The sequence below is a fragment of the Paenibacillus sp. FSL R10-2796 genome (assembly GCF_037965315.1).
Taxonomy (GTDB): domain Bacteria; phylum Bacillota; class Bacilli; order Paenibacillales; family Paenibacillaceae; genus Paenibacillus_AQ; species Paenibacillus_AQ odorifer.
In genome coordinates, this window is sequence record NZ_CP150178.1 from 1,783,064 (window position 1) to 1,808,853 (window position 25,790).

Below are 25,790 nucleotides of genomic sequence, written 5' to 3' on the forward strand. Positions count from 1 at the left end.
AACAAAATATTTTGTCATATGCACATAAATATTTTTACAAAATGTATTGACGAACGATTAAGTGTTTGGTAAATTGTAAAAGCAGCAGGACATAAGCCAATTGAAAGCCCTTACTGCATCAAGATATAAACATTGATAAGAACGGAGGTAAAGGCATTGCAAAACCTAATAGAAGCTGAACACAGAACAATGGTGTCCAAACATAAGAGCTCCTTACTAGACTATCTAAAGAAATACTACTTTCTTTATATTTTGCTCGCACCAGCTGTGATCCTGACCCTGATTTTTAAATACGGTCCTATGTATGGTGCGATTATCGCCTTTAAAGATTTCAGCCCAATCAAAGGGATTATGGGGAGTGAATGGGTAGGCTTGTACAACTTCGAGAAATTCCTGTCATCCCCCAACTTCGAAGTTATCTTTATGAATACGCTTAAATTAAGTTTTTTCGGATTAATTCTGAGTTTTCCAATTCCAATCCTGCTTGCGTTGATGTTAAATCAAATTCGCCGTGCAGGCGTCAAAAAGAACATTCAGTTGTTCTTGTATGCACCTAACTTTATTTCTGTTGTCGTTGTGGTCGGGATGTTGTTTATCTTCTTGTCCCCAACGGGACCGATTAACCAGTTTTTCACGTGGCTTACAGGTGAACCAATCATGTTCATGTCTCGTCCGGAGTACTTCCGTTCGATCTACATTCTGTCCGATATTTGGACCGGAGCCGGTTGGGCATCCATTATTTATGTAGCAGCACTTGCTAATGTCGATCCTGAGTTACATAATGCAGCCAATCTTGACGGCGCTAATCTTCTACAAAGAATACGCCATATCGATTTGCCAACCATTCGTCCAATTATGGCTATCGTATTTATCCTTGCAGCTGGTGGGATTATGTCCATTGGTTTCGAAAAAGCCTATCTCATGCAAACGGCGATGAACTTGCCAACCTCAGAAATCATTCCGACTTACGTTTATAAAATTGGTTTGCAGTCGGGCGATTATGCTTATTCAGCCGCAGTAGGGTTGTTTAACTCTATCATCAACATCGTCTTGCTCGTCACCGTTAACTTCACCGTGAAGAAACTGAATGAGGGCGAAGGTCTTTACTAAGAAAGGAGCAACAAGCTATGCCCATTAAACATTCCGGATTAGATCGCTTTATCGTCGTGCTGAACGCGATCTTCCTGACACTGGCCGTACTTATCATTGTACTTCCTTTGATTTATGTAGTGATTGCATCTTTTATGGATCCATCAGTTCTGCTCAGTAAAGGATTATCATTCAACCTTTCGGACTGGTCATTAGAAGGGTATATAAAAATTCTTTCTAATCCGGCCATGATCCGAGGTTTTGGAAACTCTGTTTTATACTCTGTTTCATTTGCTATGCTTACCGTTCTCGTCTCAATCTGTGCAGGGTACGCACTGTCTGATGACAGGCTCAAAGGAAAAGGATTCTTCATGACCTTGTTTATTATCACCATGTTCTTTGGGGGTGGGCTTATACCTACATACCTGCTCGTTAAGAATCTTGGTCTGCTTGATACAGTATGGGCGGTGATCATTCCAGGAGCAGTCAATGTATGGAACATCATTCTCTCTAGAACTTTCTTCAAAGGAGTACCGAATGAAATGAAGGAAGCCGCTAATGTCGACGGAGCTTCGGAGATGCGGATTTTCTTCAGTGTCGTATTACCGCTCTCCAAACCGATTGTTTTCGTGCTCGCTCTTTATGCTTTTGTGGGCCAGTGGAATTCCTACTTTGACGCCATGATCTATTTAGATAATCCGAATCTTCATCCACTGCAGCTCGTGTTGCGGTCCATCTTGATCCAGAATCAGGTAGATCCGGGCATGATCAGCGATCAACTCGCCATGGCGGAAATGAAACGATTGTCTGAAATCATCAAGTACGCTGCCATTGTTGTTTCCAGTTTGCCACTTATTGTTATGTATCCGTTCTTCCAGAAGTACTTTGAAAAAGGTGTTATGGTCGGTTCCCTTAAGTAGGAAACAGGCTGCACATAGATAAAGATTAATTCATTCATATCTAATTTGGAGGTCATACCCTATGAAAAGAATTAAGAAATCAAGAGTATCAACGAAAGTAGCTTCTGCATCTGTACTTGCTTCGTTTATGTTCCTTACTGCATGCGGTGGCGGAGGAGGAGGGGGAAGTGCAGCTAGTAAAGAACAGGACGCCAGCGGTAAAGTAACTTTGAACTTTATTACGCAAAGCTCTCCACTTGCACCCGTTGATCCAAATGAAAAACTGATTAATAAGCGTCTTGAAGAAAAGACGAATGTTCATATTAATTGGAAGAATTTCACGAAAGACGTATTTGTTGAAAAAAGAAACTTGGCTGTGGCAAGCGGCGATCTTCCTGATGCAATTTTTAATGCGGACTATAGCGACTATGAGCTGCTCAAGCTTGCTAAAGATGGTGCCATTATTCCGCTGAATGAGCTTATCGAGAACAATATGCCCAACTTCAAAAAGGTGCTGGAAGAAGCACCGGAATACAAGAGTATGATTACGGCACCAGACGGTAATATTTATGCCTTTCCGTGGATCGAAGAGCTGGGCAATGGCAAAGAAAGAATCCAGGCGGTAGACAGTATGCCTTGGATCAATGTGGAATGGCTTGAGAAGCTGGGCCTTGATATGCCTACAACAACAGAAGAATTAAAAGAAGTATTAATTGCCTTCAAGACAAAAGATCCAAATGGCAATGGTAAGGCTGACGAAATTCCTTTGTCCTTTATTAACAAGCCTGGAGCAGAAGATCTGGTTTTCCTATTTGCTTCATTCGGATTGGGGGAGAACCCCGACCACGCGGTTGTAAGCAATGATGGAAAGGTAATATTTACGGCGTCACAAGATGACTACAAAGAAGCCGTTTCTTTTATTAACGAGCTGTATAAAGAAGGACTCATTGATATTGAAGCCTATACTCAGGACTGGAGTACTTACCTTGCAAAAGGAAAGGATCAGAGATACGGACTTTACTTCTCATGGGATAAAGCTAACATCACTGGAGCAAATGACATTTACGAGGTTATGCCTCCACTTGCTGGACCAGATGGTGAAGTTAACGTAACAAGAACGAACGCGCTTGGTTTGGGCAGAGGTAAGATGGTTGTTACTAGCGCCAATAAGAACTTAGAAACGACAGCGAAATGGGTTGATCAACTCTACGATCCGATTCAATCTGTACAGAACAACTGGGGAACGTATGGAGACGATAAACAGCAAAATATCTTCGAATTTGATAAAGAAAAAGAAATGCTGAAGCATTTGCCGCTGGAGGGTGCAGCTCCTGTAGAACTACGTGAGAAAACAAGTGTCGGTGGACCCTTAGCTATCCTTGATTCCTATTATGGCAAATACACAACCATGCCGGATGATGCCAAAGGCAGAATGGATATTATCAAGAACATCATGGCGCCAAAAATGAAAGCAGAAAACGTAATGCCGAGTGTATTCCATTCCATTCAAGAGCTTGATCGCCTTACGACAATTGAGACGGATCTTTTTGCCTACGTGCTTAGAATGCGTACTGAATGGTACCAAAATGGTAAAGTCGAAGCGCAGTGGGATGAATATTTGAAAGAATTGGACCGTCTGGGCTTGCAAGAATGGCTTGAAATTAAACAAGGCGGCTATGACAGAGCAAGCAAATAATAAACTATAAATAATATACGGTAAAGACCGTGTTCGGGAGTAAAGGAGAAAACAATAATGTCTACGATTGCGAAACAAAATTACCGCGGAGTGTATCATTTTTCCCCTAAGGAAAAGTGGATGAATGATCCAAACGGAATGGTTTATTTTGAGGATGAATATCATTTGTTTTTTCAGCACCATCCAGGTGGAATGACTATGGGCGCTATGCACTGGGGCCATGCGGTCAGCAAGGATCTGGTTACATGGGAGGAGCTGCCTATCGCTCTTGCTCCAGATGAATTAGGTATGATTTTTTCCGGCAGTGCCGTAGTTGACTGGAATAATACGACTGGATTTTTTGAAGATAAACCAGGTCTAGTAGCGATTTTTACACACCATTTGGATATGCCGGAAGGCAAGCCAGCCATTCAGCGTCAAAGCTTGGCTTATAGTAAGGATAACGGAAGAACCTGGACGAAATATGATGGAAACCCGGTGCTTGAACATGATACATTCATTGATTTCCGTGACCCGAAAGTATTTTGGAATAAAGATACTAATCAATGGGTGATGATTGTAGCTTGTGGTCAAACGGTGTGTCTATATCATTCTCCTGATCTGATGAACTGGACATTTGCCAGTGAATTCGGAGAAGGAATCGGTTCTCATGACGGGGTATGGGAATGCCCGGACTTGTTCCCGCTGGCCATTGATGGCGATCCTTCGAACACGAAATGGGTGATGCTAGTGAGCATCGGTGCGGATCCCGCTTTTGTGGAAGGATCAAGAACACAGTATTTTACAGGGGATTTTGATGGAGAAGTGTTCACGCCAGATGAAGATTCGATAAAAGTTCGCTGGCTTGATTATGGAAGAGATAACTATGCAGGTGTAAGTTGGTCCGATATACCGGCGGAAGATGGAAGAAGGCTATTTATCGGCTGGATGAGCAACTGGATGTATGCTAACAAGACGCCAGCAGAAGAATTCCGTGGCGCGATGACAATTGCAAGAGAACTTCAGCTCGAATCAAGACAAGGGGGAACCTTTCTTGTGCAGAAGCCGGTCCAAGAGTTGGAATCAGCTCGTGTACAAGTCCTTTCTATAAAAAATGCAACGGTGCAAGAAATCAATACTCTTCTTAAAGAGATTCACTTGGAATCTTATGAGATTATAGCTGAGTTCGCTCGGGATAAATCTGTAGGTTTCAAGGTAAGAATTGGTGCGGATGAACAAACAGTGATCGGTATCAACGGTGAGACAGAGGAACTTTATGTAGACCGGAAGGCTTCGGGCCAGCATGATTTCCATGAACATTTCGTAGGACATCATTCAGCCAAACTCGCAGCGCTTGATGAGTCAAATGATCTCCGTATTTATGTGGATCGCTCTTCCGTTGAGGCGTTTAGTAATGGAGGTCAGGCAGTGATTACGGATCTTATATTCCCTGGACTAGAATCTAAAGGTATTGCTGTGTTTGCAGAAAATGAGAATGACTTGCTGATTTCCCTGGATATCTATGAGCTTACTCTCTCTGCTGAGCAAGACAAGAATTAGTCACCGAGAGGAGTCTTGTATATGCGTATAGGAGCGATTGAAGCTGGCGGAACGAAGTTTATATGTGGCATCGGGAATGAAAATGGGATCATTGAAGATCAGATCAGTTTCCCGACAGAACATCCTGAGTTGACGTTGCCCAAAGTTATTCAATATTTTCAAGACAAACCAGTAGAAGCTATCGGAATTGGATCGTTTGGTCCAATCGATATAAGCCCAGATAGTCCGACGTATGGTTACGTTACAACAACACCAAAACCAGGTTGGGGAAATTACGATATGCTGGGCACTTTGAAAAGAAACTTTTCGGTTCCCTTTGGCTGGGACACGGACGTCAATGCAGCGGCATTTGGTGAAGCCAAATGGGGCGCAGCCCAAGGGTTATCCAGCTGTTTGTACTATACAGTTGGCACGGGTGTTGGTGTGGGAGTGTATTCAGAAGGCAAACTTATTCATGGTCTTGTGCATCCTGAAGGGGGTCATGTTCTTACAAGACGCCATCCTGAAGATGAATTCCCAGGGGGATGTCCCTATCATGGGGACTGCCTAGAAGGGATGGCGGCAGGTCCTGCTATTGAAGCAAGGTGGGGGAAGAAGGGATATGAACTTCCTATAGATCACCTTGCATGGGAAATGGAAGCATTTTATATTGCGCAGTCGATTACGGGTGCTATATTGCTTAACTCTCCTCAGAAAATCATTCTGGGTGGTGGTGTTATGCAGCAGTCACAATTGTTTCCACTTATTCGGCAGGCCGTGCTACAGAACCTGAACGGTTATGTCAGCTCAAGTACTATTTTGGAACACATAGATGAGTATATCGTTCCACCAGGACTAGGCCAACAGGCGGGATTATGTGGTGCTCTCGCTCTTGGACTCACAGCACTGGAAAGTCAGAGTTCTGCTCAATTGTAAAAGAATATAGAGAGGAGGTCAGTGCAATGAATTGGCCTCCTTCTTATTTTACTATAAAAGAAATGATTGATGATAGAAAAAGAGGGTGAAGAGGATGGTTAATAAGGGAAAAGTAGTTTTATGCTTTCTCATGGCAACAGGATTTGTTATGACTTCAGCAGGCATTTATGTAGCCAATCCCGGTACGGGTTGGGCTGCGCCCGCTGATCAGGAGGTAAGTAAACAAGCTAAGGAGGGGCTTTCTATTTTTGAAAGCGTAACCAAAACAAACACAAACTTGACAGGTTGGCAAATAAAAGGAAAAGGTAAGTTGGCGGATACTGTGGAAGGGATTTTACTGACTTCTGATCCACAAGAAAATGTAATGGCAATCTCCGAAACGGTGTCAGAGGATTTTATCTATGAAGCTGATGTCATGATCAAGGATATGCAAGCGGACGCGACCTTATTGTTCCGTTCTAATGAAGATGGCTGGGGTTCCTACATGCTCCAAATTGTTCCGAATGCAGGTATGATCCGCTTACGAGACGCAAGTGATGGTGAAGGGAAATTAAAAGAGGAGCGGAAGGTTACTGTTAAGGCAGGAGAGATCTATCATCTCAAGGTGAAAGCAGAGGGTTCATCACTGAAAGTATATTGGGACAATGAATATAAACCTGTGATTGAGGTTCAGGATGATGCGTATCGTACTGGTAAGCTGGGACTCAATGTATGGAATGGTTCTGTTTTGTTCCAAAATATTATCGTAAGCGACCTGAAAGGGAATTTGGGTGCTGTGGTTACAAATAAAGGACAATGGCAGCCTAATATCAACGGCAAAAAAGGAATGGCAGTAAACCAGATGAAGTCACAGCAAATTTATAATAAACAAGCTGCTGATTTTGTATATGAAGGAAATCTATCTCTTCGTCCTGATTCTGTTGCAGCGCTCGCCTTTCGTTCATCGGCTGATGGAACAAAGGGATATGAAGCAGCCCTGACAAAGGAAGGAAATCAGGTTCGTGTAAGTCTGACGAAAGCTAACGGAACAACGATTGCAAGTTCACAGCATACCTATCCAAGTCAGGCCGGAGCAAAACATCATGTAGAGATAAAGGCGAAGGGAAACAGAATTCAGGTCTTTCTAGACGGATACACCCCGGCCGCAATCGATCTAACAGATAAAACCTATACCGATGGATATGCAGGAATCGTTGTTAAACAGGGAACAGCTTACTTCCAGGATACCTATGTGACGGATGCCAGCAATTATTATAGTGAAAAATATCGTCCTCAATACCACTATACGCCAATTCGTGGTTCTGCCAGTGATCCGAACGGACTTGTCTACTTCGAAGGTGAATATCATCTATTCCATCAGGACGGAGGCACTTGGGCACATTCTGTCAGTAAAGATATGCTGAACTGGAAGCGGCTTCCGATTGCGCTGCCGTGGAATGATCATGGGCATGTCTGGTCTGGATCAGCTGTGGCAGATTTGACGAATGCATCAGGTTTGTTCGGGGATTCAGGAGGTAAAGGTCTAATTGCCTACTACACTTCCTATAATCCCGATGGCCCGAATGGGAATCAGCGTATCGGTCTTGCATACAGCAAGGACCAAGGTCGTACTTGGGAATATTCCAAGACGCGTCCAATGGTTATCGGAAATCCAGGCGATAATGGAGGGGAGCCGGGAGGCTGGGATTTCCGTGATCCGAAAGTGATTCGTGATAATGACAATAACAGGTGGGTAATGGTTGTATCCGGTGGAGACCATATTCGTTTCTTTGCTTCAACGAATCTACTTGATTGGAACCTGACAGATAGTTGGGGATACGGGGACTATGTTCGCGGCGGTGTATGGGAATGTCCGGATCTGCTTCAGCTTTCGGTAGACGGAACATCACAGAAGAAATGGGTTCTGATGATTAGTACAGGAGCGAATTCAAAAACAGGCGGATCAGATGCTGAATATTTTGTGGGTCATTTAACAGCGGAAGGTAAATTCGTTAATGATAATCCGGCAGGGAAAGTTTTGCGAACAGATTTTGGAAAAGAATTCTACGCTTCAATGTCTTTTTCGAACATGCCAGATCATCGCAGCGTAATGATGGCATGGATGACAAACTGGGACTATCCGTTTGCTTTTCCAACAAGCCATTGGAAAGGCGTACTGTCAATCCCAAGAGAAGTCTCATTAGTAACGACAAAAAATGGGATTCAGCTCGCTCAAAGTCCGATTAAGGAGTTGGAATCGCTGCGTAGTCAGCTGTATTCTACTGCTAACAAAGAGGTGAGTCCTTCTTCTCAGAATCTATTGAAAGGGGTTACCTCTGGTGCATACGAGATTGAAGCTGAAGTAGAAATTCCAGCAGGTAGTCAGGTTAGTGAATTTGGCTTTAACGTTCGTGTAGGGGGAAGTCAAAAAACGGTTGTTGGATATAAACCTGGTGAGGGTCGGATTTTCGTGGATCGGTCTGCATCTGGTTTGACGGATTTTTCGAGTCTATTTAGTACAAGACATGAAGCGGCAATGCAAACGGAGAACAAGCGAGTTAAGATGCGTATCCTTGTAGATGAGTCTTTTATTGAGGTTTTTGGCAACAACGGTAAAGTTGTTTTCTCTGACGTCATTTTTCCGGATCCAGCCAGCAGAGCTTTGAGTTTTTACACCAAAGGAGGCAACGTAAAAGTCGTATCTCTGAAGGTGAATCAGTTAGGCTCTGTATGGAATCAGGAGACGGGCTCAGCTACCAAGATAATGATGGATACAAGTGATCGCGAACTGAGCAAGGGGCAAAGCGACATACTTTTGGCGATGGTAGAGAATGGTACCGGTAATGGGGCACAGCCGCTTAAATGGAATTCCAGTAACAAGGATGTTGTTGAACTAAACGTGGTGGATAAATCCCAGGCAACCCTTGTAGCTAAAAAAGAAGGCGAGTCTATCATTACCGTCTCTACTCCAAATGGGAAGACATCCGCTAGCTTATTAGTTAAGGTATCTGGGGGTGAATTTCATACGAACTTAAGTGGGTGGACTAAAGATCTATCTGCAGCCTCCTGGGTCATTGGTGAAAATGGGATTCGTGGAAATTACTGGAGTGACGCGAATTATATCGCAGAGAAGCAGGCAGGAGATTTTACTTATGAAGCAGAGATGATGTTAGGGAAATCCGGAGGAGCAGGCTCTATGTTGTTCCGTGCCAGCGAAGATGGACGCAGCGGATACTACTTAAATCTGGATCCGAATATGAAGTCCATCCGTCTGTTTTATAAAATCGACGGCCGTTTTGAAGAGCGTCAGATTCTAGCAAAAGTTCCGACGTTCATTCAGCCGGGTCAAACCTACAAAGTGAAAATCGAAGCGAAGGGCCCGCATATCGTGGTTTATGTGGATGGGCAGAAAGTGATCGACCTGCAGGACGGCACATTTGCAGAAGGCCGCTTTGGACTAAATGTATTTGGCGGAAATGTTTCATATCAAAACGTTAACGTGAGCGGAGCAACACCGGCTAATTTGACCACTTCCAGTCTAGTAAATGCAGAACTACAGAAATCCCTTTATACAGCAAATCTCGCAAATGGTGAAGCTGTTACACTGAAGGTTGCAAATGATTTTACGGATCAGAAGTGGGTATTCGTGCCGACGGGGGACGATGCAGGTTCCTATTCTATTCGTACAACAGCCGGTCAGGCGCTTGATCTAGACACAGGGCAAAATAAAATCCAGTTATACCCTTATCTCGGATATAACAATCAGCGTTGGATTTTTCACAAAAATGATGATGGTACCGTAAGTATTATTTCTGCTCATCATAAGAAAGCGCTGGAAGTATCAGCGGATGGGTCGACACTGTCCCTTAGCGAGCTTGATCCTACTCTTGATCGACAACAATGGGTAATTACCAATTAACCTGAGGATGATAGAAGCAATGGAAGGGGGAATAGCGTGTCTAAAAAGCAACTTGTCTGCGGATGAGTTGCTTTTTGTTTTGGCTGCATTTTATGTATTGACGGATATTGGAAATGTAAGTAGAATGTAAATTAGTTAAAACCTTAAAACTTTTGTAAAGAATTTTGGTGTTCTTGATAAAGGCAAAGCTGACATTCAGTGTGCAATTTTCAATCAGAACATAGAAATATCACGAAAGGTAAGGTTTTTTTATTTACCTAAAAAGTTTAATCGTTTAAACTTTTGGGTGACGGAGGTATGGAAGCTAAGATGAATATACATGATGTAGCCAAAAAGTCGGGACTCTCTGTAGTGACCGTATCCAGGGTGCTTAACAATTTACCCTCTGTACGGGAAGCTAATAGACAGAAAGTACTGAAAGCTATGGAGGAATTAAATTATCAGCCCAATTCAGCAGCGCGGAGTCTTGTGAGAGGCAAAACGGGAGTCATCGGGATGTCGATTACCAACTTTAACGACTCTTTCTATGACCGGGTTATTCGCGTGGTAAACCGGAAGCTGGCGGCGCAAGGGTATTTTTTAGCCCTATCGATCGCCGAGAATGAGGATGAGGGCGATAATTTCCTGTTTCAGAAGGATCGCGTTGATGGAATTATCCTGTTGTCCCCACTTGAAGAAAAGGCATATGTAGAGGAACTGAAAAGAAAAAATATTCCGTTTGTATTGCTGGATAACCAGTTTCAGCATGAGGATGTGCCTAGCGTCGTGGTCGATAACTATCAAGGCGGGTATGAGGCTACAAAGCACTTGCTCGATCTTGGGCACACTCAAATCGCCTATATTGGCGGCCCTTCGATATTTCTAAGTGTAGCGGAGCGTAAGCGCGGTTATGTCCAAGCGCTCGAGGATGCCGGGTTAACGCCATTCGGAACGGAATACTGCAGTTTTACAGTAAGCGGCGGCTATGAGGTGGCCAAGAGATGGATCCGCGAAGATAAGCTGCCGACAGCTTTTTTTTCCGGGGACGATTTTATTGCTCTTGGAATGGTTCAGGCTCTCCGGGAAGAGGGAATTCGAGTACCCCACGATATCTCAATTGTTGGATTTGATGATCAGCAGTTCGTAGGTGAATTTTACCCGCGGTTAACGACGGTCAGACAACCTGAGGCACAAATGGGCAATATAGGCGTTGATTTACTACTAAAAATGATCAACGGGGAGGTGATGCCGCCCGCTGTAACGAAGCTTGCTCCGCAGCTACTCATTCGTGAATCCACCGCATCTGTTAGATTACCTTGAATTTTAGGAGTGAAATCATCCGTGAAGTATTTTTTGGGAGTTGATGCAGGAGGCAGTAAAACCCACGCAATGATTGCAGATGAACAAGGGAAGGTCATCGGAGTTGGCAAGGGTGGGATCGGAAATCATCAAATAAACCGTGAGCAGGCGGTGAACAGTTTGCAGCAGGCCATATCGGAAGCAATTATGGCGTCAGGGCTGACCAAGGATCAGCTGGATTACTCCTGGTTCGGCTTAGCGGGAGCGGACAGAGAGGCTGATTTCCGGATTTTGCGACCGATCATCAGCAGCTTTGATCTTCCCCAAACTGAGATTTCCTGCGACACCTGGATTGCCTTGCGGTCAGGTACAGAGAAGAACTATGGGATCGTGCTGATTTGCGGATCAGGCGTGAACTGTAGTGGTAAAAATCCGTTGGGTGCTACATACCAATGTGGTGGATTCGGCTACCGGTTCGGGGATTATGGCGGTGGCTATGATTTAAGTATTGAGGTATTCCGTAGCGTCCTTCGGGCGGATGAGGGAAGAGAGAAGGAGACGGTCCTAACCGAACGCTTAACGGAATTGTTGGGCTATTCCAATGTTTCGGAGCTAAGAGAGGATTACCTGGATCATTTCAGAGACCTGCCTCCCCATATTGCTGAACTATTGTTTCAAGCGGCAGAGGAAGGGGACCAGGTTGCCACCGAGCTGCTGGTCAAGCAAGGGGATGAGCTGGGTTTGGCCGCGGCATCGGCCATCCATCGCTTGGGCATGGAGGAGGACTTCTTCGACATCGTACTTGCAGGCAGCCTGCTGACAAAGGGAGACCGCTCAGGCATCATCCGGCGGGCCATTGAGAGAAGAGTGAAGTTGTCGGCTCCGAATGGCACTTTAAGGATTTTGACCCGGGAGCCGGTTGTAGGATCGGTCGTTCTGGCTATGGAAAGCAGCGGTATGCGTGTAGATCAGAAGGTTCTAGATAATCTATCACAGGGGAAAGTACTGAACACAATAGGCTAGTTTTTATAAGACCAAAATGAAAAAGATGAAGGAAGGGTCTATCATGGAGGAAACATTGAAGCTGGTTGTCATCGGAGCGGGATCATCGTATACGCCTGAGCTTATTGAAGGCATCATCCTGCATCACCAAGAGCTTCCCATTCGCGAAGTATGGCTGGTGGATATTGAGGAGGGAAGGGAGAAGCTGCATACGATTGCAGAACTGAGCAAACGCATGATTGCTGAGTCCGGACTGCCGATTACCGTGGTCCAGACGCTTGAGCGCAGGGAAGCCATTGCCGGAGCGGACTTTGTATGTACGCAAATCCGGGTAGGCATGCTGGAAGCGCGCAAATGGGATGAATTAATTCCGCTTCAATACAATGTCATCGGCCAGGAGACGACAGGTCCCGGAGGGATGATGAAAGGTCTACGGACCATCCCGGTCATTCTGGATATTTGCAAAGACATTGAGGAGCTGGCTCCGGATGCCTGGTTGCTGAATTTTACGAATCCGGCCGGTATGGTGACTGAAGCTGTTCACAAATACTCATCGGTAAAAAGCGTAGGCTTGTGCAACTCGCCGATTGGTTTTCAAAAGTGGCTCTCCGAATTCTTCGGACTTCCTATGGAGAAGATCTACGCGGAGTTTGTCGGCATCAACCATCTGCACTGGGTATCCGATATCGTGATTGACGGTAAAAGCAAGCTGCAGGAGCTCATTGATTACCCGCAGAGTTACAAGGCGAGCAATGTGCCGTTTGATTCCTGGGACTACCGGTTTCTGAATGCTTTGAAAGCGATTCCCTCTTATTACCTGAGCTATTACTATATGACGGGCGCGATGCTTGCGGAACAGAAGGAAGCAGCAGCAACGACTGGATCGCGCGCTGAGGTAGTGAAGAAGGTGGAGGAAGAGCTGTTTGAACTGTACCGGAACGTAGAGCTGAAGGAAAAGCCCAAGCAGTTGGAACAGCGCGGCGGAGCCTACTACTCGGAGGCAGCAGTGCTGCTGATGCGCTCCATTTATAATGATTCCCGCGATATCCAGACGTTGAATGTAAGGAATAACGGAATGATTGACTTCTTGCCGGACGATGCCTCTATTGAGGTGAACTGTATGGTAACCAAGCAAGGCCCGCTGCCGATTCCGCTGCGTATAATTCCTCAGCCCATCAAAGGCTTGCTGGCCGCGGTCAAGCAATACGAGAGCCTCACCATCGAGGCGGCTGTGCACGGAGACCGGGATATAGCCCTACAGGCTATGGTTCATCATCCGCTCGTGCCTTCGGTCACCGTAGCTGAACAACTGCTGGATGAAATGCTGGAGAAGAACAAATCGTTGTTGCCGTTGTTTCACTAGAATCGTCCAGAGGAGGAAAAGCGGATGAACACGGCCGGGAAACCGCGTAGATGGAAGAAATTTGTCAGTCAATTGGATTTGCAGTCCATGGTTTGGCCGGGAATTATCTTTGTATTCATTTTTAGCTACATTCCGATGTATGGCGTGGTTATGGCATTCCAGCAATACGATATTTTTGGCGGCATTATGAAGAGCCCCTGGGTTGGATTTATGCATTTCAGAATGTTCTTCGAGGCGCCGGAGTTCTGGAATGTGATGCGAAATACCCTTGTGATTAGCTTGCTTAAATTGATTATCTCTTTTCCTGCCCCGATTCTTCTTGCACTGATGCTGAATGAAATCGGGAATATGGGCTTTAAACGGATTATCCAGACCGTCAGCTATTTACCTTATTTCCTGTCCTGGGTTATTGTATCCGGTTTTGTATTTTCGCTGTTATCCGTTGATAACGGAACGGTGAACTATTTGCTGGAGCGATTCAATTTGGTAGGGGAGCCAGTTAACTTCCTGGCGTTACCCAAATACTTTTGGTCGATTCTAGTAAGCGTAAATGTGTGGAAAGAGGTCGGATTCGGGAGCATTGTCTACCTGGCCGCGATTGCAGGCATTGATCCAACCCTATATGAGGCCGCTTCTATAGATGGAGCAAGCCGGTTTAAGCAAATTCACTTGATTACACTCCCCAGCATTACCCCCATTATCATTATCTTTATGATTCTTGCCATCGGCAGTCTGCTCAGTGCGGGCTTCGAGGACATTTTGCTGCTGGCAACCAATCCAATTCTGCGACCCTACTCCGATGTTATCGACACCTATGTGTACCGTGTTGGGATTTTAAATGCCAGATTCTCTTATGCGACAGCTGTAGGGCTATTCAAGGCGGTGATCAGTGTCATTCTGCTAGTGACGGCCAACAAAATCGCTCGCCGGGCAGATGTTAGTCTCTGGTAGTACTACTACTCATAGCGAATGCTTCCGATGCTCCATAAACCTTTTAGGAGGAGTGAACAATGAGACTAAGCCTAGGCGACAAAATCATGCAGCGGAGTATTTATACCCTTTTGACGCTGCTGGCGTTACTCATGCTATACCCGTTTTGGAATGCGTTGGTCATTTCCTTTAATCTAGGGAGCGATACGGCGCTCGGCGGTGTAACCTTGTTACCGAGAGCTTTTACCCTGGAAAATTATTATATTGTGTTTCAGGATCAACGCCTGCTGAATTCTTTTCTGATCACCATTCTTAGAACGTTAAGCGGCACGGCATTGTCTGTCTTTTTCACGGCACTGTTAGCCTACGGAATGTCCAAGAAGACATTGCTTTTTCGAAAACAATATATGGTGTTCTTCATGATTACGATGTTCTTCAGTGGAGGGCTCATCCCTAGTTATTTACTAGTTCGCTCTTTGGGTATGCTGGACACCTTTTGGGTGCTGATTATCCCCGGCATCATCAGTGTCTGGAACATGATTGTCATCCGCACCTTCTTCCATGCTCTGCCGGAGGGTTTGGAGGAATCTGCCAAAATCGACGGAAGCAGCAACTACGGCATTTTTTTCCGAATCGTCATTCCCGTCTCCGGCCCGGTGCTGGCCACGATTGCCTTATTCACCGCAGTAGGTTATTGGAATGACTGGTTTACGGGAGCGATCTATATTACAAAGGATCACTTGCTCCCTATACAGACCCTGCTGCGCCAGATTATGAACTCCAACATCATGACCCAAATTGGCTCATCGAATGCTATCGCGCTGGATCATATGAACCGGAATCGGACGATTACCACGAAGTCACTGACTATGGCTACGATGATGATCGCTACCATTCCAATTATCCTGACGTATCCTTTTCTCCAAAAGTACTTTGTTAAGGGCGTAATGATTGGTTCGATGAAAGAATAGCAGTCTCCATATTATGTAGAAAGAAGGGAAAAGATGCGCAATCGTATGAAATGGGTATCTCTTTTGCTGACTTCACTGGTGCTTCTTCTCGCTGCCTGTAGCGGAGGAGGAAATTCTAACACTTCACCAAACACAAGCGAGAAAAATCTGAATACTGAGGCCGCCACAGATGACGGCAGCGGGATCAAGCCCGTCACCTTCAGCTTCTATGGAAACTATGACTGGCTTACGACATCACCCTGGGGGGATAATGAGGCGACAAAATGGATTCAGGAGAACCGTAAGGTTACTGTTGAACCCATACAATCCGGAGGAGCGGCCGGAGAAAAGCTCAACACGATGATCGTCGGCGGTGATTTACCGGATGTCATTTTTACTGACCGGGGATCCTCAGTGGAGCGGCTGGTGCAGGCAGGACAACTCGTTGCGCTGGATGATTACTATGAGAAGTATCCGAACTTCAAGAAATATGTGAAGGAATCCACCCTGAATTTGCTCCGTTCAGAAGACGGGAAAATCTATCAAATCCCGAACTGGTATACATCCGGGCAATTCGGCAACGGCGGATGGATGGTGAATAAAGATATTTATAACGAACTCGGCAGACCGGCGCTGGAGACCTTTGATGATTTGTATCAATATTTGCTTAAGGTGCAAGAAAAGTATCCGGATGTAGTACCTCTGGAGGTTGGGGAGAAGGGGGCAGGTCTGGAAATTATGTATGGTGGTTTTAAGGAGAACTCCACCAGTAAGTTTATTTCACTCATGGGATATCCGGATGGCGACAAGCTGTCATCTATCTTGGATGATCCTGCTTACGAAGAGATGGTGCTGTATATTAATAAGCTGTATCGTGAACGGCTGATTACGCAGGATGCACTGCAGCAAACCCAGGATGCGGTCAAAGAAAAGGTCAATACCAACCGGGTAGCAGTCATGGTCGAATCCAATATCACTACGTATGGAGCAGAGGGACACCGGGCACTGACAGCGAATAATCCGGACAGCGGTTATGAGATTATATGGCCGATTCATAAATCCGGACTAGACAAAACACGAGTGTTTGTAAGCGGCTTTGAGACGCTGGGTTGGAACGTTAATGTCATTACGAAAAAGGCCAAGGATCCGGAGGCCATCTTCGCTTATTTTGACTGGATTACGGGTCCGGAGGGGCAGAAGGTGCTTTTCTTCGGTCCTAAAGGCTTGTACTGGGATAAAGAGGATGCGGACGGAGCTCCAATCCCGAACGAGAAATACAAGACGACTCCTGCTAACGAGCGTACGGAAACGATGCGGAAATTCGAGGACTTTAACTGGGCGGGAAATACGACCTTTATTGATACGGCGAAAATGAGCCTCGAGGCGCTGCTTTCCGCGAACCAGAAATCCTGGGAGACCGTGGCGCAGTCCACGGTGACCTGGAAAACCGCGTTGGATATCACGGAGTTTGTAAATACCGATCCTATTCCGGATACGGAGATCGGCATCATCGCACAGAATATCGGGGATATTTATACCCTTGCTTACGCCCAGATGGTTCAGGCGAAGTCGGATGAAGCGGTGTTGTCGGCGCTAAAGACAGCTAAAAAGAACACCGAAAAAGCGGGGCTTGCTAAGCTGCTTGAATTCAGAACCGAAAAATGGCAGGAAAATGTTAAGAAAATCAACGCGACGAAATAAGACTATTTATAAAATCTTATAATTGTGGAGGCGAGATTATGGCATTTGCGTTGAGATCGAGGTTCATAGCACTGTTAAGCATCGTGTTGGTTTCTTCGATAGCCGGTGGTTCCGTTCCTGTTATGGCCGAAGAGGAGAGTAACCCCCCTTTCGAAACGGAAGTTATTGTACGGACCGTAAACCAGTTTAAGAACATGACGGATGTCCAGAATTTCATCGCGCTGTCTACAAGCTATGGCGTCGATGTTATTAGCATGAACGTGAAGCAGGATGAAGATGATGAGGTTCCGTCTGGAAGTGTATTTTATCAGAGTGATATCGCACCAATTGCCCAAGGCTACCAGAATTTCGATGCCCTGCAGGCTGTCATAACGGCAGCCCATGCTGCAGGAATCAAGGTTCATGCCTGGATTCCGCAGTTCCATGATCAGCAGGCTTTCCTGGAGCACGATGAATGGCAGATGCAGGCGCTGGTTGACGGGGTTCAGACACCGTTTACAGGTTCTAACGGCAACGAATACTTCGTCAATCCGATTCACCATGAAGTGCAGGAGTATGAGCGTTCCATTATTCAGGAAGTAATCGAGAATTATGATGTGGATGGCGTTGTGCTGGATTGGATCCGCTTCGACAATTACAACATGGACGTCAGTGATTACACGGCCCTGAAGTATCAGGCGCAGTTCGGGTATTCACCGCTCAGCATTGACTTCGAGACAGATTCGCCTCAGCGTGAGCAGTGGAATGAATGGAGAACCGAACAAATCGGACAGTATGTGGGCGATATCCGTCAGGATATCACCCAGTCCTCGAAGCCGGATGTGCAGCTCGGCGTGTATATTTTGCCGCCAGAATTCATTGAAGTTGGGCAGAATGTAGCCAAATTCAAGGATGATATCGACTTTGTTGCACCAATGGCGTACTTTGATGACTGGGAGTTCAACAGTGATTGGGTATACAGCACTTCCTACGGAATCCTGAAGGATACGAGCGACCGGATTAGCGGCAGTGACGTGGAAATTGTTGCGACGCTGGATAATGACTGGACAGATGATCAATATCAGGAGATTTACAAGGGAATCCGCGAGAATTATCCAGGTGTGAAGCGTCTGTCGTTCTTTGCTTACGGGGCCTGGCCAGAAGATGAGCTAGCCAATATCAAAGAACGTGAAACCTGGCCTACGCCAGGCTGGACGCCTCCGGTAGAACAAGATTATCCGGCTCAATTACCAGCAGGGTGGAAGGCGCGAAATATTGGTTCCATGCCGGGGAATGTTACCTACAATTCTTCCAATGAGCAATTTACACTCAGCAGCAGCTCTACGGATATCTGGGGAAATGGAGATCAACTGAATTATATATACCAATCCGTGCGGGGCGATGCGGAGATTATTGTTAAAGTGCAGTCCACTAGCCGATTGGACGGCTGGGCCAAGGCCGGCATTATGATTCGGGAGTCGCTGGGTCATAATTCGAAGCACGCAGATATGATGCTTACCCCCGAGAATGGGGCCACCTTCCAGTATCGTGCAGAGACTGCGGGCAATATGGTTGATCAGACTGCGGCTGCCTCGGCTCCAAGATGGCTAAAGCTGACCCGAAGTGGAAATACCTTCAAAGGGGCTATTTCGACGAACGGGAATAACTGGCAAACGGTCGGAACTGTTCAGATTCCGATGAACCGCAAGGTGTATATTGGCATAGCACTTAGCAATCCCGGGGATGACTCGAGGAATAAGGCTGTGTTTGGAAATGTGAAGATTACGGATTAAGCCTAATACAAGGGCACCGGTTCTTCTTTATCCGGGGGAGTTTTCGTTTATCAGGTTAACCAGAAATATTTGGTTGACCTTTTTTTGTTTCCGTTTAAGGTGATGGTGGGGGATATATCCAATTGAAATCTGAAATGAATTTAAAGCTGCTAAATCCGGTGATATATTTAATGCAGCTAATTCTATAATATAGCTAATTCTATAATGCAGTTTAGCTTATTAATAATAGTCTTTGAGAATAACTTATACAGAATAGGAGAGATACGATGAGCGAGCGTATACCCTGCCAAACCTCAGGCTGCAAGGGAAGCATACTTCCTGCAACTGCTTTAAAGACGGGGGGAATCTGCATGCCCTGTCATCAAAGGAAGCTTGCGCTGGAGCAAAAGGCTTATATTGAACAAAATCGAAAAGACATTGATTTGTACGCAGGTGTGAATGATCCGGTTGAAATTCTTAAAATCATGCACAAACCGCGGAGATGGAGCCCGCTTGAACACGAAATCTCCTATCACAAAACCGCGCAAGAGTTGTATCGTCAACTGACTGAAAGCGAAAGGGAGCGATTGGAATCCTACGCCATTGAATTGATGGAAGAAGATGATTTTGACCAGGCTGAGGCTATTTTACTGTCGCTTATATGTTTTTCAAGTGCGTTCATTGAACGGGGGCTGGAGGTTTTTTTTCACAAAGGGAAGTATTATCCCGGTATTCTCTATAAAGAAGCGGGTCAGGAGATCCGCGATATGATCATTCATCAGTTAGAGCATGACTCGGAAAACCGTAATCATTTGCTGCTTGCATTGGCCTGGATTGGCGATAAAGAGGTTGTACGGCAGTTCGAGACATGGCGGCAGCATCCGCCTCGATGGACATCGGAGTTAAATGTGGCTCCGGAAACCTATGCTCACGAAGCAGGATGGGAATTAGATCCCGACGGTGGGAAAAGGCTGCTCTTTTACCCCGAGAGTTATCATTTTGAAGTAAACAGGGACGGAAAAAATGAGCTGGATCGGGATCATACGGCGGTAGCGGCGCTGCAGGAGGGTGAGCATTCCTGCCCTTGGTGTGGCGGTAAATTGACAGTGCTGTTTGATTACGATTTGCAGAATCCACTGGTTCAATTTATGAAGCTTTCCGGCCAGCGGTTAAGGGTTGCAGCTTGCATGCATTGTAATTGTTATGGCACCGTGTTTATGAAAGCGGAGCTGGATGGCCAATATTCGTGGAGTGAATATAATACCGTTCCTGATTTTTTGCCTGCAAATGAAGACAGGGAAGAAATAGCATGGCATGCCATGCAGCTATCGGAACGGCAGATGGGAACCTATGAAAATTCGTATTGGATGCTTGAGGCGCCTGCGTCGCAGATTGGAGGACATCCGGCTTGGATTCAGGATGCGGAATATCCTGTGTGCCCTTGCTGTTCGACGACGATGAAGTTTATTGCCCAAATGGACATGGAACAGGCCGAGGACAGCGAGGGGATTTATTATGCATTTTTGTGTGAGGGTTGCCGGCAGGTAGCTGTGAATTACCAGCAGACATAAATTAACTTATTTCTGGTTAGCGTAAATTGGAACTTCAGACTTAAAAGAGAAAAATGCTGTCTTAGACAACTAAGGACGGCATTTTTTTATTTTGTATAAACATGATGATCAAAGTACCTTGACTGTCACAGTAGTATGATATACAATGCGATTATGAGGTGATGAAATGAGTGAGAACAAAATCACATCCGATCTGCTGCGAGGGCATACCGATACGATGGTATTACGGCTCTTGTCCGAAGCCGATCGTTATGGATATGAAATCGTCAAATTGATTGCTGAGCGTTCCGGAGGCGAGTATGAATTAAAAGAAGCTACGATGTACTCCAGCGTCCGGCGGCTTGAGGCAGACGGTGACATTGAATGGTATTGGGGGGATGAGTCTCAGGGGGGACGACGGAAGTATTTTCGGATTACCGAGAAGGGGAAAGCTGTTTACGCCAATAACAAGACTAATTGGGAGTACGCAAAGCGTGTGCTTGAAAACTTATTATAAGGAGACTTGATAATATGAATGAGAAATTAAACATGTATTTAAATGGCGTATTCGCACCCTATGACGGGATAAAAAGCGTTGCTGAATTAAAGAGTGACCTCCTTTCCGATTTGCAGGAGCGGTTCAGTGAACTCAAGGCTGAAGGCAAGGATGATGAAACGGCGTTTAAGATGACGATAGACAGCATCGGCGACATTGAACAGACGGTGCAGGAGGTTGCCAATCTCTCCCGTTCACTTGAGCGGCAGGTGGTGACGAGCTTTAGGGCGAGCAACTTATCGAAGAGCGATTTTGCAGGCGTTACCGCCCATAAAGGGGATTTTAAAGTGAGCGCGTTGCGGGGCTCAGATTTTACAGGCGCTGACTTGACTGGCAGTTCTTTCGCGGGCAGTGACGTAGGCGAGGCCAAGTTCGACAGCGCTAATCTGACCGACTGCAATCTGTCCGGCATTGAACTCGCAAATGCGAGCTTTCACAAATCTATTCTTGTTCGCACCAACTTTAGCTCATCAGGACTTACAGGGGCGAAATTTATCAGTGCAAGACTGACCGACGTCAAGCTGTGTACGACTGATCTCACGAAAACAATCTTTGAGAACTGTATCTTTGACGGTGTGGAATTTAAAACCTCTGATCTGCGGGGATTATGTTTTGACGGCCAGACCTTTATCGGGGTTAAGTTTGAAAAGTCGGCGCTGAACGATATTTCGTTTAGAGGTGCGACGTTAAAAAATGTGTCATTCCTCTCCGGGTTTTCGTTATCCAAGAAGTTTTATCGTGCAATCAAAACGATCAACTTTGATGGTGCAATGATGGATAAGTTGACCTTTGCTGCGCTCAAAGGCATGGAAGCTGATTTGACAAAGGTTACAGTTCTATAAGCCTGAGCTTCCGAAGTGAGTTTTGCGGGGAGAATTCCATAAAGATATGCTAACAAAACCTTGAGGAGGGAATGCAATGAACAAGTCCATTAAAGTGGTTGGGTTGGAAAAGTCCTACAGACAGCTTCAAGTTTTAAAGGGGGTGGATTTTGAAGTGGAGCAGGGCAGCGTTTTTGCTCTGCTGGGCTCCAATGGTGCAGGCAAGACCACCATTGTCAAAATCCTCACCACTTTGCTGAATCAAGATGGCGGGACTGCTGCAGTGAACGGATTTGATGTCGCCACAAAGCCTGATTATGTACGCCAGTCCATCAGCCTGACGGGTCAATTTGCTGCCGTGGATGAGATTCTGACCGGCCGGGAAAATCTGATCATGATTGCGAGGCTCCGCCATGAGAAGCATCCGCGTCAAGTTGCGGACGATCTGCTGGAACGCTTCACTTTGACCGCTGCCGCGGATCGCAAGGTATCCACTTATTCAGGCGGGATGCGCCGGAGATTAGATCTCGCGATGAGTCTTGTTGGAAAACCGCAGATTATTTTCCTCGACGAACCAACCACTGGACTTGATCCTGAGGCAAGGATGGATGTATGGAAGATGGTTAAGGAGCTTGCCGACGGCGGTACGACTGTCTTTTTGACGACGCAGTATTTGGAAGAGGCAGAGCAGCTTGCTGATCAAATCGCCATTCTGCATGAAGGTAAAATTATTGCGAGCGGTACACTCGAAGAACTAAAAAAGCGTTTTCCGCCCGCAAAAGTTGAGTACATTGAAAAGCAGCCGACGCTGGAGGAAATATTCCTCGCAATCATCGGCAAAAAGGAGGGAAAGTAAATGGAAATGATTAAGAAGCACTTTTTCAGTGACATGAGTGTAATGCTCGGACGCTCTATGCGCCATATTCTCCGCAGTATGGATACCATCATCACGGTAACTATCATGCCAATTGCATTTATGCTGTTGTTTGTTTACGTGTTCGGTGGGGCCATCCAGGCGGGTACGGATAACTATGTGAATTATTTATTGCCCGGGATCATACTGATCGCTATTGCAAGTGGTGTAACTTATACGGCTTACCGCCTGTTTAATGATGTGCAAAAAGGGATTTTTCAGAGATTCCATTCTATGCCGATTGCACGTTCTACCCTGCTGTGGGGACATGTGCTGACCTCCCTGATTTCCAATGCGATTTCAGTTAGCGTCATCATTCTTGTTGCATTGATTATGGGGTTTCGTTCATCGGCAGGAGTGCTATCATGGCTGGCGGTTGCCGGCATCCTGATATTGTTTACGCTGGCTCTAACTTGGGTCGCAGCAATTGCTGGACTATCCGCAAAATCGGTGGACGGCGCGACTGCTTTTTCCTACCCGATTATTTTCCTTCCTTTCATCAGCTCGGCCTTTGTGCCTACCGAATCGATGCCGCCAGTCGTTCGCGCCTTTGCTGAAAATCAACCCGTTACATCTATAGTAGAGGCGGTTCGCTCCCTCCTGATGGGGCAGCCTGTCGGCAATGATATTTGGGGAGCCATCATATGGTGCATAGCCATTCTAGTAGTTGCTTATTTAATAGCGATGCGGGTATACAAACATAAAGTAGTTTAATTGCAGATAACGTTATAGGGTTTAGAAGCGACTTGTCTGCGGATGGGTTGCTTTTTTTCATCTCTTTACGTATCACTAAGCTGTATCCCTTTTTCTTTCACAAACTTCTCCAGAACCTTGAAATCCTCAGTAACCTTTTTAAAAGGTAAGGCTTCCAGTACCTGATCCCGGTAATCCTTTTTGGCGGCAATGGACAGGCGGGAATCGAGTATGCTGAGTACACCCAGATCAGTTTCACTGCGGATCAGGCGCCCGGTTCCTTGTCTTAACCGAAGCAGCATGTCCGGTACAAAAACCTCTTTCAAGGGATTCTTTGCCATCGAAGTCTTATATTCATAGACAGGATCGGCAGGAACAGGGAAAGGCAGACGGAAAATGATTAACTGCGACAAATCGGAACCTTCGATATTCACACCTTCCCAGAATACACCGGTACTAAGTAGAACGCCTTTACTGCCCCGAAAGTCAGCGATCACCCCGTCCTGGGACGAACCTTCCCTTTGAACATGTAATGCCCATGCCAGCTTCTCAGAGTTTAATTTCTTATGAATATACTTCATATCCTCTTTAGCTGAAAAAAGAACCAATGTCCGCCCGTCTGTTAAATTACAGAGCCTCATCATTTCCTTGTATGCCGCTTCAAGATAATCTTCCCGCCGCTGATGGTTATAGTAGGGGATGTCCTTGGCAATATACAGCATGGTGTGGTTGTCATAATCAAACGGTGAAGCTTGGCGCTCCATATAATCTCCCCTGTAACCGAGGGACTCAGTGAGATAAGCGTATTGTTCCTCCAGCGTTTCTCCGCTTTGACACATCGTTGCTGACGTTAAAATAACAGAGGTTTTCCCGTTAAATAAGGTATATTTCAGAAACTGGCTTATCCCTTTAGGGCAGATACTAAGGGTACTCTCCCGCTGGGTATTGCTTGCCCAGATCAGATAGTTATCCTCTACTCCGTCGAGTACATCAAAGAGGTCGATAAGTCCGTTCATGGCTTCGAAAATATTGTCAATCTCCCGCTCATGCCGTGAAGTTAAGACGGAAAGGCTGAGATTAAAATCTTTTAAAACCTGTGCTGCTCGTTTTAAGGGGATTCCTGTGATCTGCGATATTTTTATACGGTCATTGTCCTGCTTGGCTGTTTGCAGTAAGTCTGCCTCAACTTGTTTGAAAATATGGCCAACGCATCTTTTTATAAATTTAAATTGCGGCATAAGCTCCGTATCGGCAGATTGTTTGAAGAGAATCTGTAAGGCGTCATCCAGAATACGGCAGGTTCCCCGGTTTGTAAATTCGAGCGTTCTTGCATCTCTAACCTTCGCTTCCAGATTATGAGCTTCATCAATTACGATCAGAGCCGGCCGTTCAGTGATTAACCCCTTCGTTCCTTCCTTTTTCTTAATTAAATCACGGATGAGCAGATCCTGGTTTACGATAATAAAATCCATGTCGCTCGCGTTGGCATTAATTTTAGCTCTCATCTCATAAAACGTACATGTACTTTTATAATGGCAACGTTCAAATTTGCAATCATTCACACAAACGTTAGACCATACTGCATCACTAACCCCGCCCTTAATATCCGCCCGCTCATCAATTTCATAATTCACAATCTGTTGAGCAAGCGCAGACAGAGGGGTGTTTGAATCATCCGCTTGGAACAGATCTGCTGCCCTATACCGGCAAGCATACTGCCCCATGCCTTTTCCAACTACCGAACGTACCCTTGTAAATCCGAGCCGACTTCCGATGAATCTCAGATCTTTATGTATTTGTTCTGAAAGTTGTATGGAGGATGTCGCAATAATAACCGGTTGCCTTGAGATTTGGTTAATAAGCAGGCTGGGAATGAGGTAGGCAAAGGACTTGCCGATGCCGACTCCAGCTTCAATCATCGCGTTACGACCATTAATATAGGCATCAGCGATATCTAGAGACATATCCTGCTGGCCGATCCGCTCTTTAAGTCCAATCCTGGGAAATTTATCATACATGCGAAAGATAGCATTGACTAAAGAGGGCTCGATGTCCTTCTTTAGCTCCTGCTTCTGTAATTTGTAGAGATCACTTAACCAGCTAATGACGACCGCCCCTTTTCAAAATCAATGATCTTCCTAATTATAGTTTTTTTGGTTTTTTGGTGAGGTTGTAATTATCTTCGATGCCACTCTAACAGTCAAGTCCAGAATATAATATGATGATTAAAACAAAGTGAATTACTG

General features: G+C 45.6%; 19 protein-coding genes. 18 read left to right on the plus strand and 1 reads right to left on the minus strand.

Features of this window, described 5'->3' with window-relative positions; translation table 11 throughout:
* Positions 1-189 precede the first annotated feature (189 nt).
* From NST58_RS08145 to NST58_RS08230, 18 genes are all read left to right on the plus strand, one after another.
* Positions 190-1,110, plus strand: a complete 921-nt coding sequence (locus NST58_RS08145) for an ABC transporter permease subunit (protein ID WP_076220051.1) — start codon at positions 190-192, stop codon at positions 1,108-1,110.
* A 17-nt stretch (positions 1,111-1,127) separates the two neighbouring features.
* Complete coding sequence (locus tag NST58_RS08150; RefSeq protein WP_036675818.1) at positions 1,128-2,009, plus strand: carbohydrate ABC transporter permease; 882 nt, start codon at positions 1,128-1,130, stop codon at positions 2,007-2,009.
* A 61-nt stretch (positions 2,010-2,070) separates the two neighbouring features.
* Positions 2,071-3,684: an ABC transporter substrate-binding protein gene (locus tag NST58_RS08155; protein WP_339247217.1), complete on the plus strand. Its 1,614-nt coding sequence runs from the start codon at positions 2,071-2,073 to the stop codon at positions 3,682-3,684.
* A 57-nt stretch (positions 3,685-3,741) separates the two neighbouring features.
* A complete protein-coding gene (locus NST58_RS08160) occupies positions 3,742-5,223 on the plus strand; it encodes a glycoside hydrolase family 32 protein (RefSeq protein WP_339247220.1) in 1,482 nt (493 codons plus the stop codon).
* Between the two features lie 21 nt (positions 5,224-5,244).
* A complete protein-coding gene (locus tag NST58_RS08165) occupies positions 5,245-6,138 on the plus strand; it encodes an ROK family protein (RefSeq protein ID WP_339247222.1) in 894 nt (297 codons plus the stop codon).
* A 94-nt stretch (positions 6,139-6,232) separates the two neighbouring features.
* Positions 6,233-10,036, plus strand: coding sequence for a GH32 C-terminal domain-containing protein (locus tag NST58_RS08170; RefSeq protein ID WP_339247224.1), 3,804 nt, complete (start codon positions 6,233-6,235; stop codon positions 10,034-10,036).
* 297 nt (positions 10,037-10,333) lie between these two features.
* Positions 10,334-11,335, plus strand: coding sequence for a LacI family DNA-binding transcriptional regulator (locus tag NST58_RS08175; RefSeq protein WP_339247226.1), 1,002 nt, complete (start codon positions 10,334-10,336; stop codon positions 11,333-11,335).
* A 21-nt stretch (positions 11,336-11,356) separates the two neighbouring features.
* Positions 11,357-12,337, plus strand: a complete 981-nt coding sequence (locus tag NST58_RS08180) for a BadF/BadG/BcrA/BcrD ATPase family protein (protein ID WP_076125294.1) — start codon at positions 11,357-11,359, stop codon at positions 12,335-12,337.
* Positions 12,338-12,380: 43 nt separating this feature from the next.
* The gene (locus NST58_RS08185; protein WP_339247228.1) at positions 12,381-13,679 is read left to right on the plus strand and encodes a 6-phospho-beta-glucosidase; all 1,299 of its coding nucleotides are present in this window, start codon (positions 12,381-12,383) and stop codon (positions 13,677-13,679) included.
* Between the two features lie 24 nt (positions 13,680-13,703).
* The gene (locus NST58_RS08190) at positions 13,704-14,630 is read left to right on the plus strand and encodes an ABC transporter permease subunit (protein ID WP_076307093.1); all 927 of its coding nucleotides are present in this window, start codon (positions 13,704-13,706) and stop codon (positions 14,628-14,630) included.
* A gap of 59 nt (positions 14,631-14,689) precedes the next feature.
* Positions 14,690-15,580 carry a carbohydrate ABC transporter permease gene (locus NST58_RS08195; protein WP_076185342.1) on the plus strand — a complete coding sequence of 297 codons (891 nt, stop codon included), beginning with the start codon at positions 14,690-14,692 and terminating at the stop codon, positions 15,578-15,580.
* A gap of 33 nt (positions 15,581-15,613) precedes the next feature.
* A complete protein-coding gene (locus tag NST58_RS08200) occupies positions 15,614-17,260 on the plus strand; it encodes an extracellular solute-binding protein (RefSeq protein ID WP_339247232.1) in 1,647 nt (548 codons plus the stop codon).
* A gap of 38 nt (positions 17,261-17,298) precedes the next feature.
* Positions 17,299-19,032: a family 10 glycosylhydrolase gene (locus tag NST58_RS08205; protein WP_076305021.1), complete on the plus strand. Its 1,734-nt coding sequence runs from the start codon at positions 17,299-17,301 to the stop codon at positions 19,030-19,032.
* A 266-nt stretch (positions 19,033-19,298) separates the two neighbouring features.
* Positions 19,299-20,582 carry a DUF1963 domain-containing protein gene (locus NST58_RS08210; RefSeq protein ID WP_076308016.1) on the plus strand — a complete coding sequence of 428 codons (1,284 nt, stop codon included), beginning with the start codon at positions 19,299-19,301 and terminating at the stop codon, positions 20,580-20,582.
* Positions 20,583-20,748: 166 nt separating this feature from the next.
* Positions 20,749-21,078, plus strand: a complete 330-nt coding sequence (locus NST58_RS08215; protein ID WP_036675798.1) for a PadR family transcriptional regulator — start codon at positions 20,749-20,751, stop codon at positions 21,076-21,078.
* Positions 21,079-21,092: 14 nt separating this feature from the next.
* Positions 21,093-21,959 carry a pentapeptide repeat-containing protein gene (locus NST58_RS08220; protein ID WP_076125280.1) on the plus strand — a complete coding sequence of 289 codons (867 nt, stop codon included), beginning with the start codon at positions 21,093-21,095 and terminating at the stop codon, positions 21,957-21,959.
* Positions 21,960-22,035: 76 nt separating this feature from the next.
* Positions 22,036-22,794 carry an ATP-binding cassette domain-containing protein gene (locus NST58_RS08225; protein WP_076185338.1) on the plus strand — a complete coding sequence of 253 codons (759 nt, stop codon included), beginning with the start codon at positions 22,036-22,038 and terminating at the stop codon, positions 22,792-22,794.
* Entirely contained in the window at positions 22,795-23,565 is a 771-nt protein-coding gene (locus NST58_RS08230; protein WP_076276575.1) for an ABC transporter permease, read from the plus strand.
* Between the two features lie 65 nt (positions 23,566-23,630).
* On the opposite strand, the gene NST58_RS08235 is transcribed toward NST58_RS08230, so the two are convergent.
* The gene (locus tag NST58_RS08235) at positions 23,631-25,562 is read right to left on the minus strand and encodes an ATP-dependent DNA helicase (protein ID WP_339247237.1); all 1,932 of its coding nucleotides are present in this window, start codon (positions 25,560-25,562) and stop codon (positions 23,631-23,633) included.
* Positions 25,563-25,790: the final 228 nt, after the last annotated feature.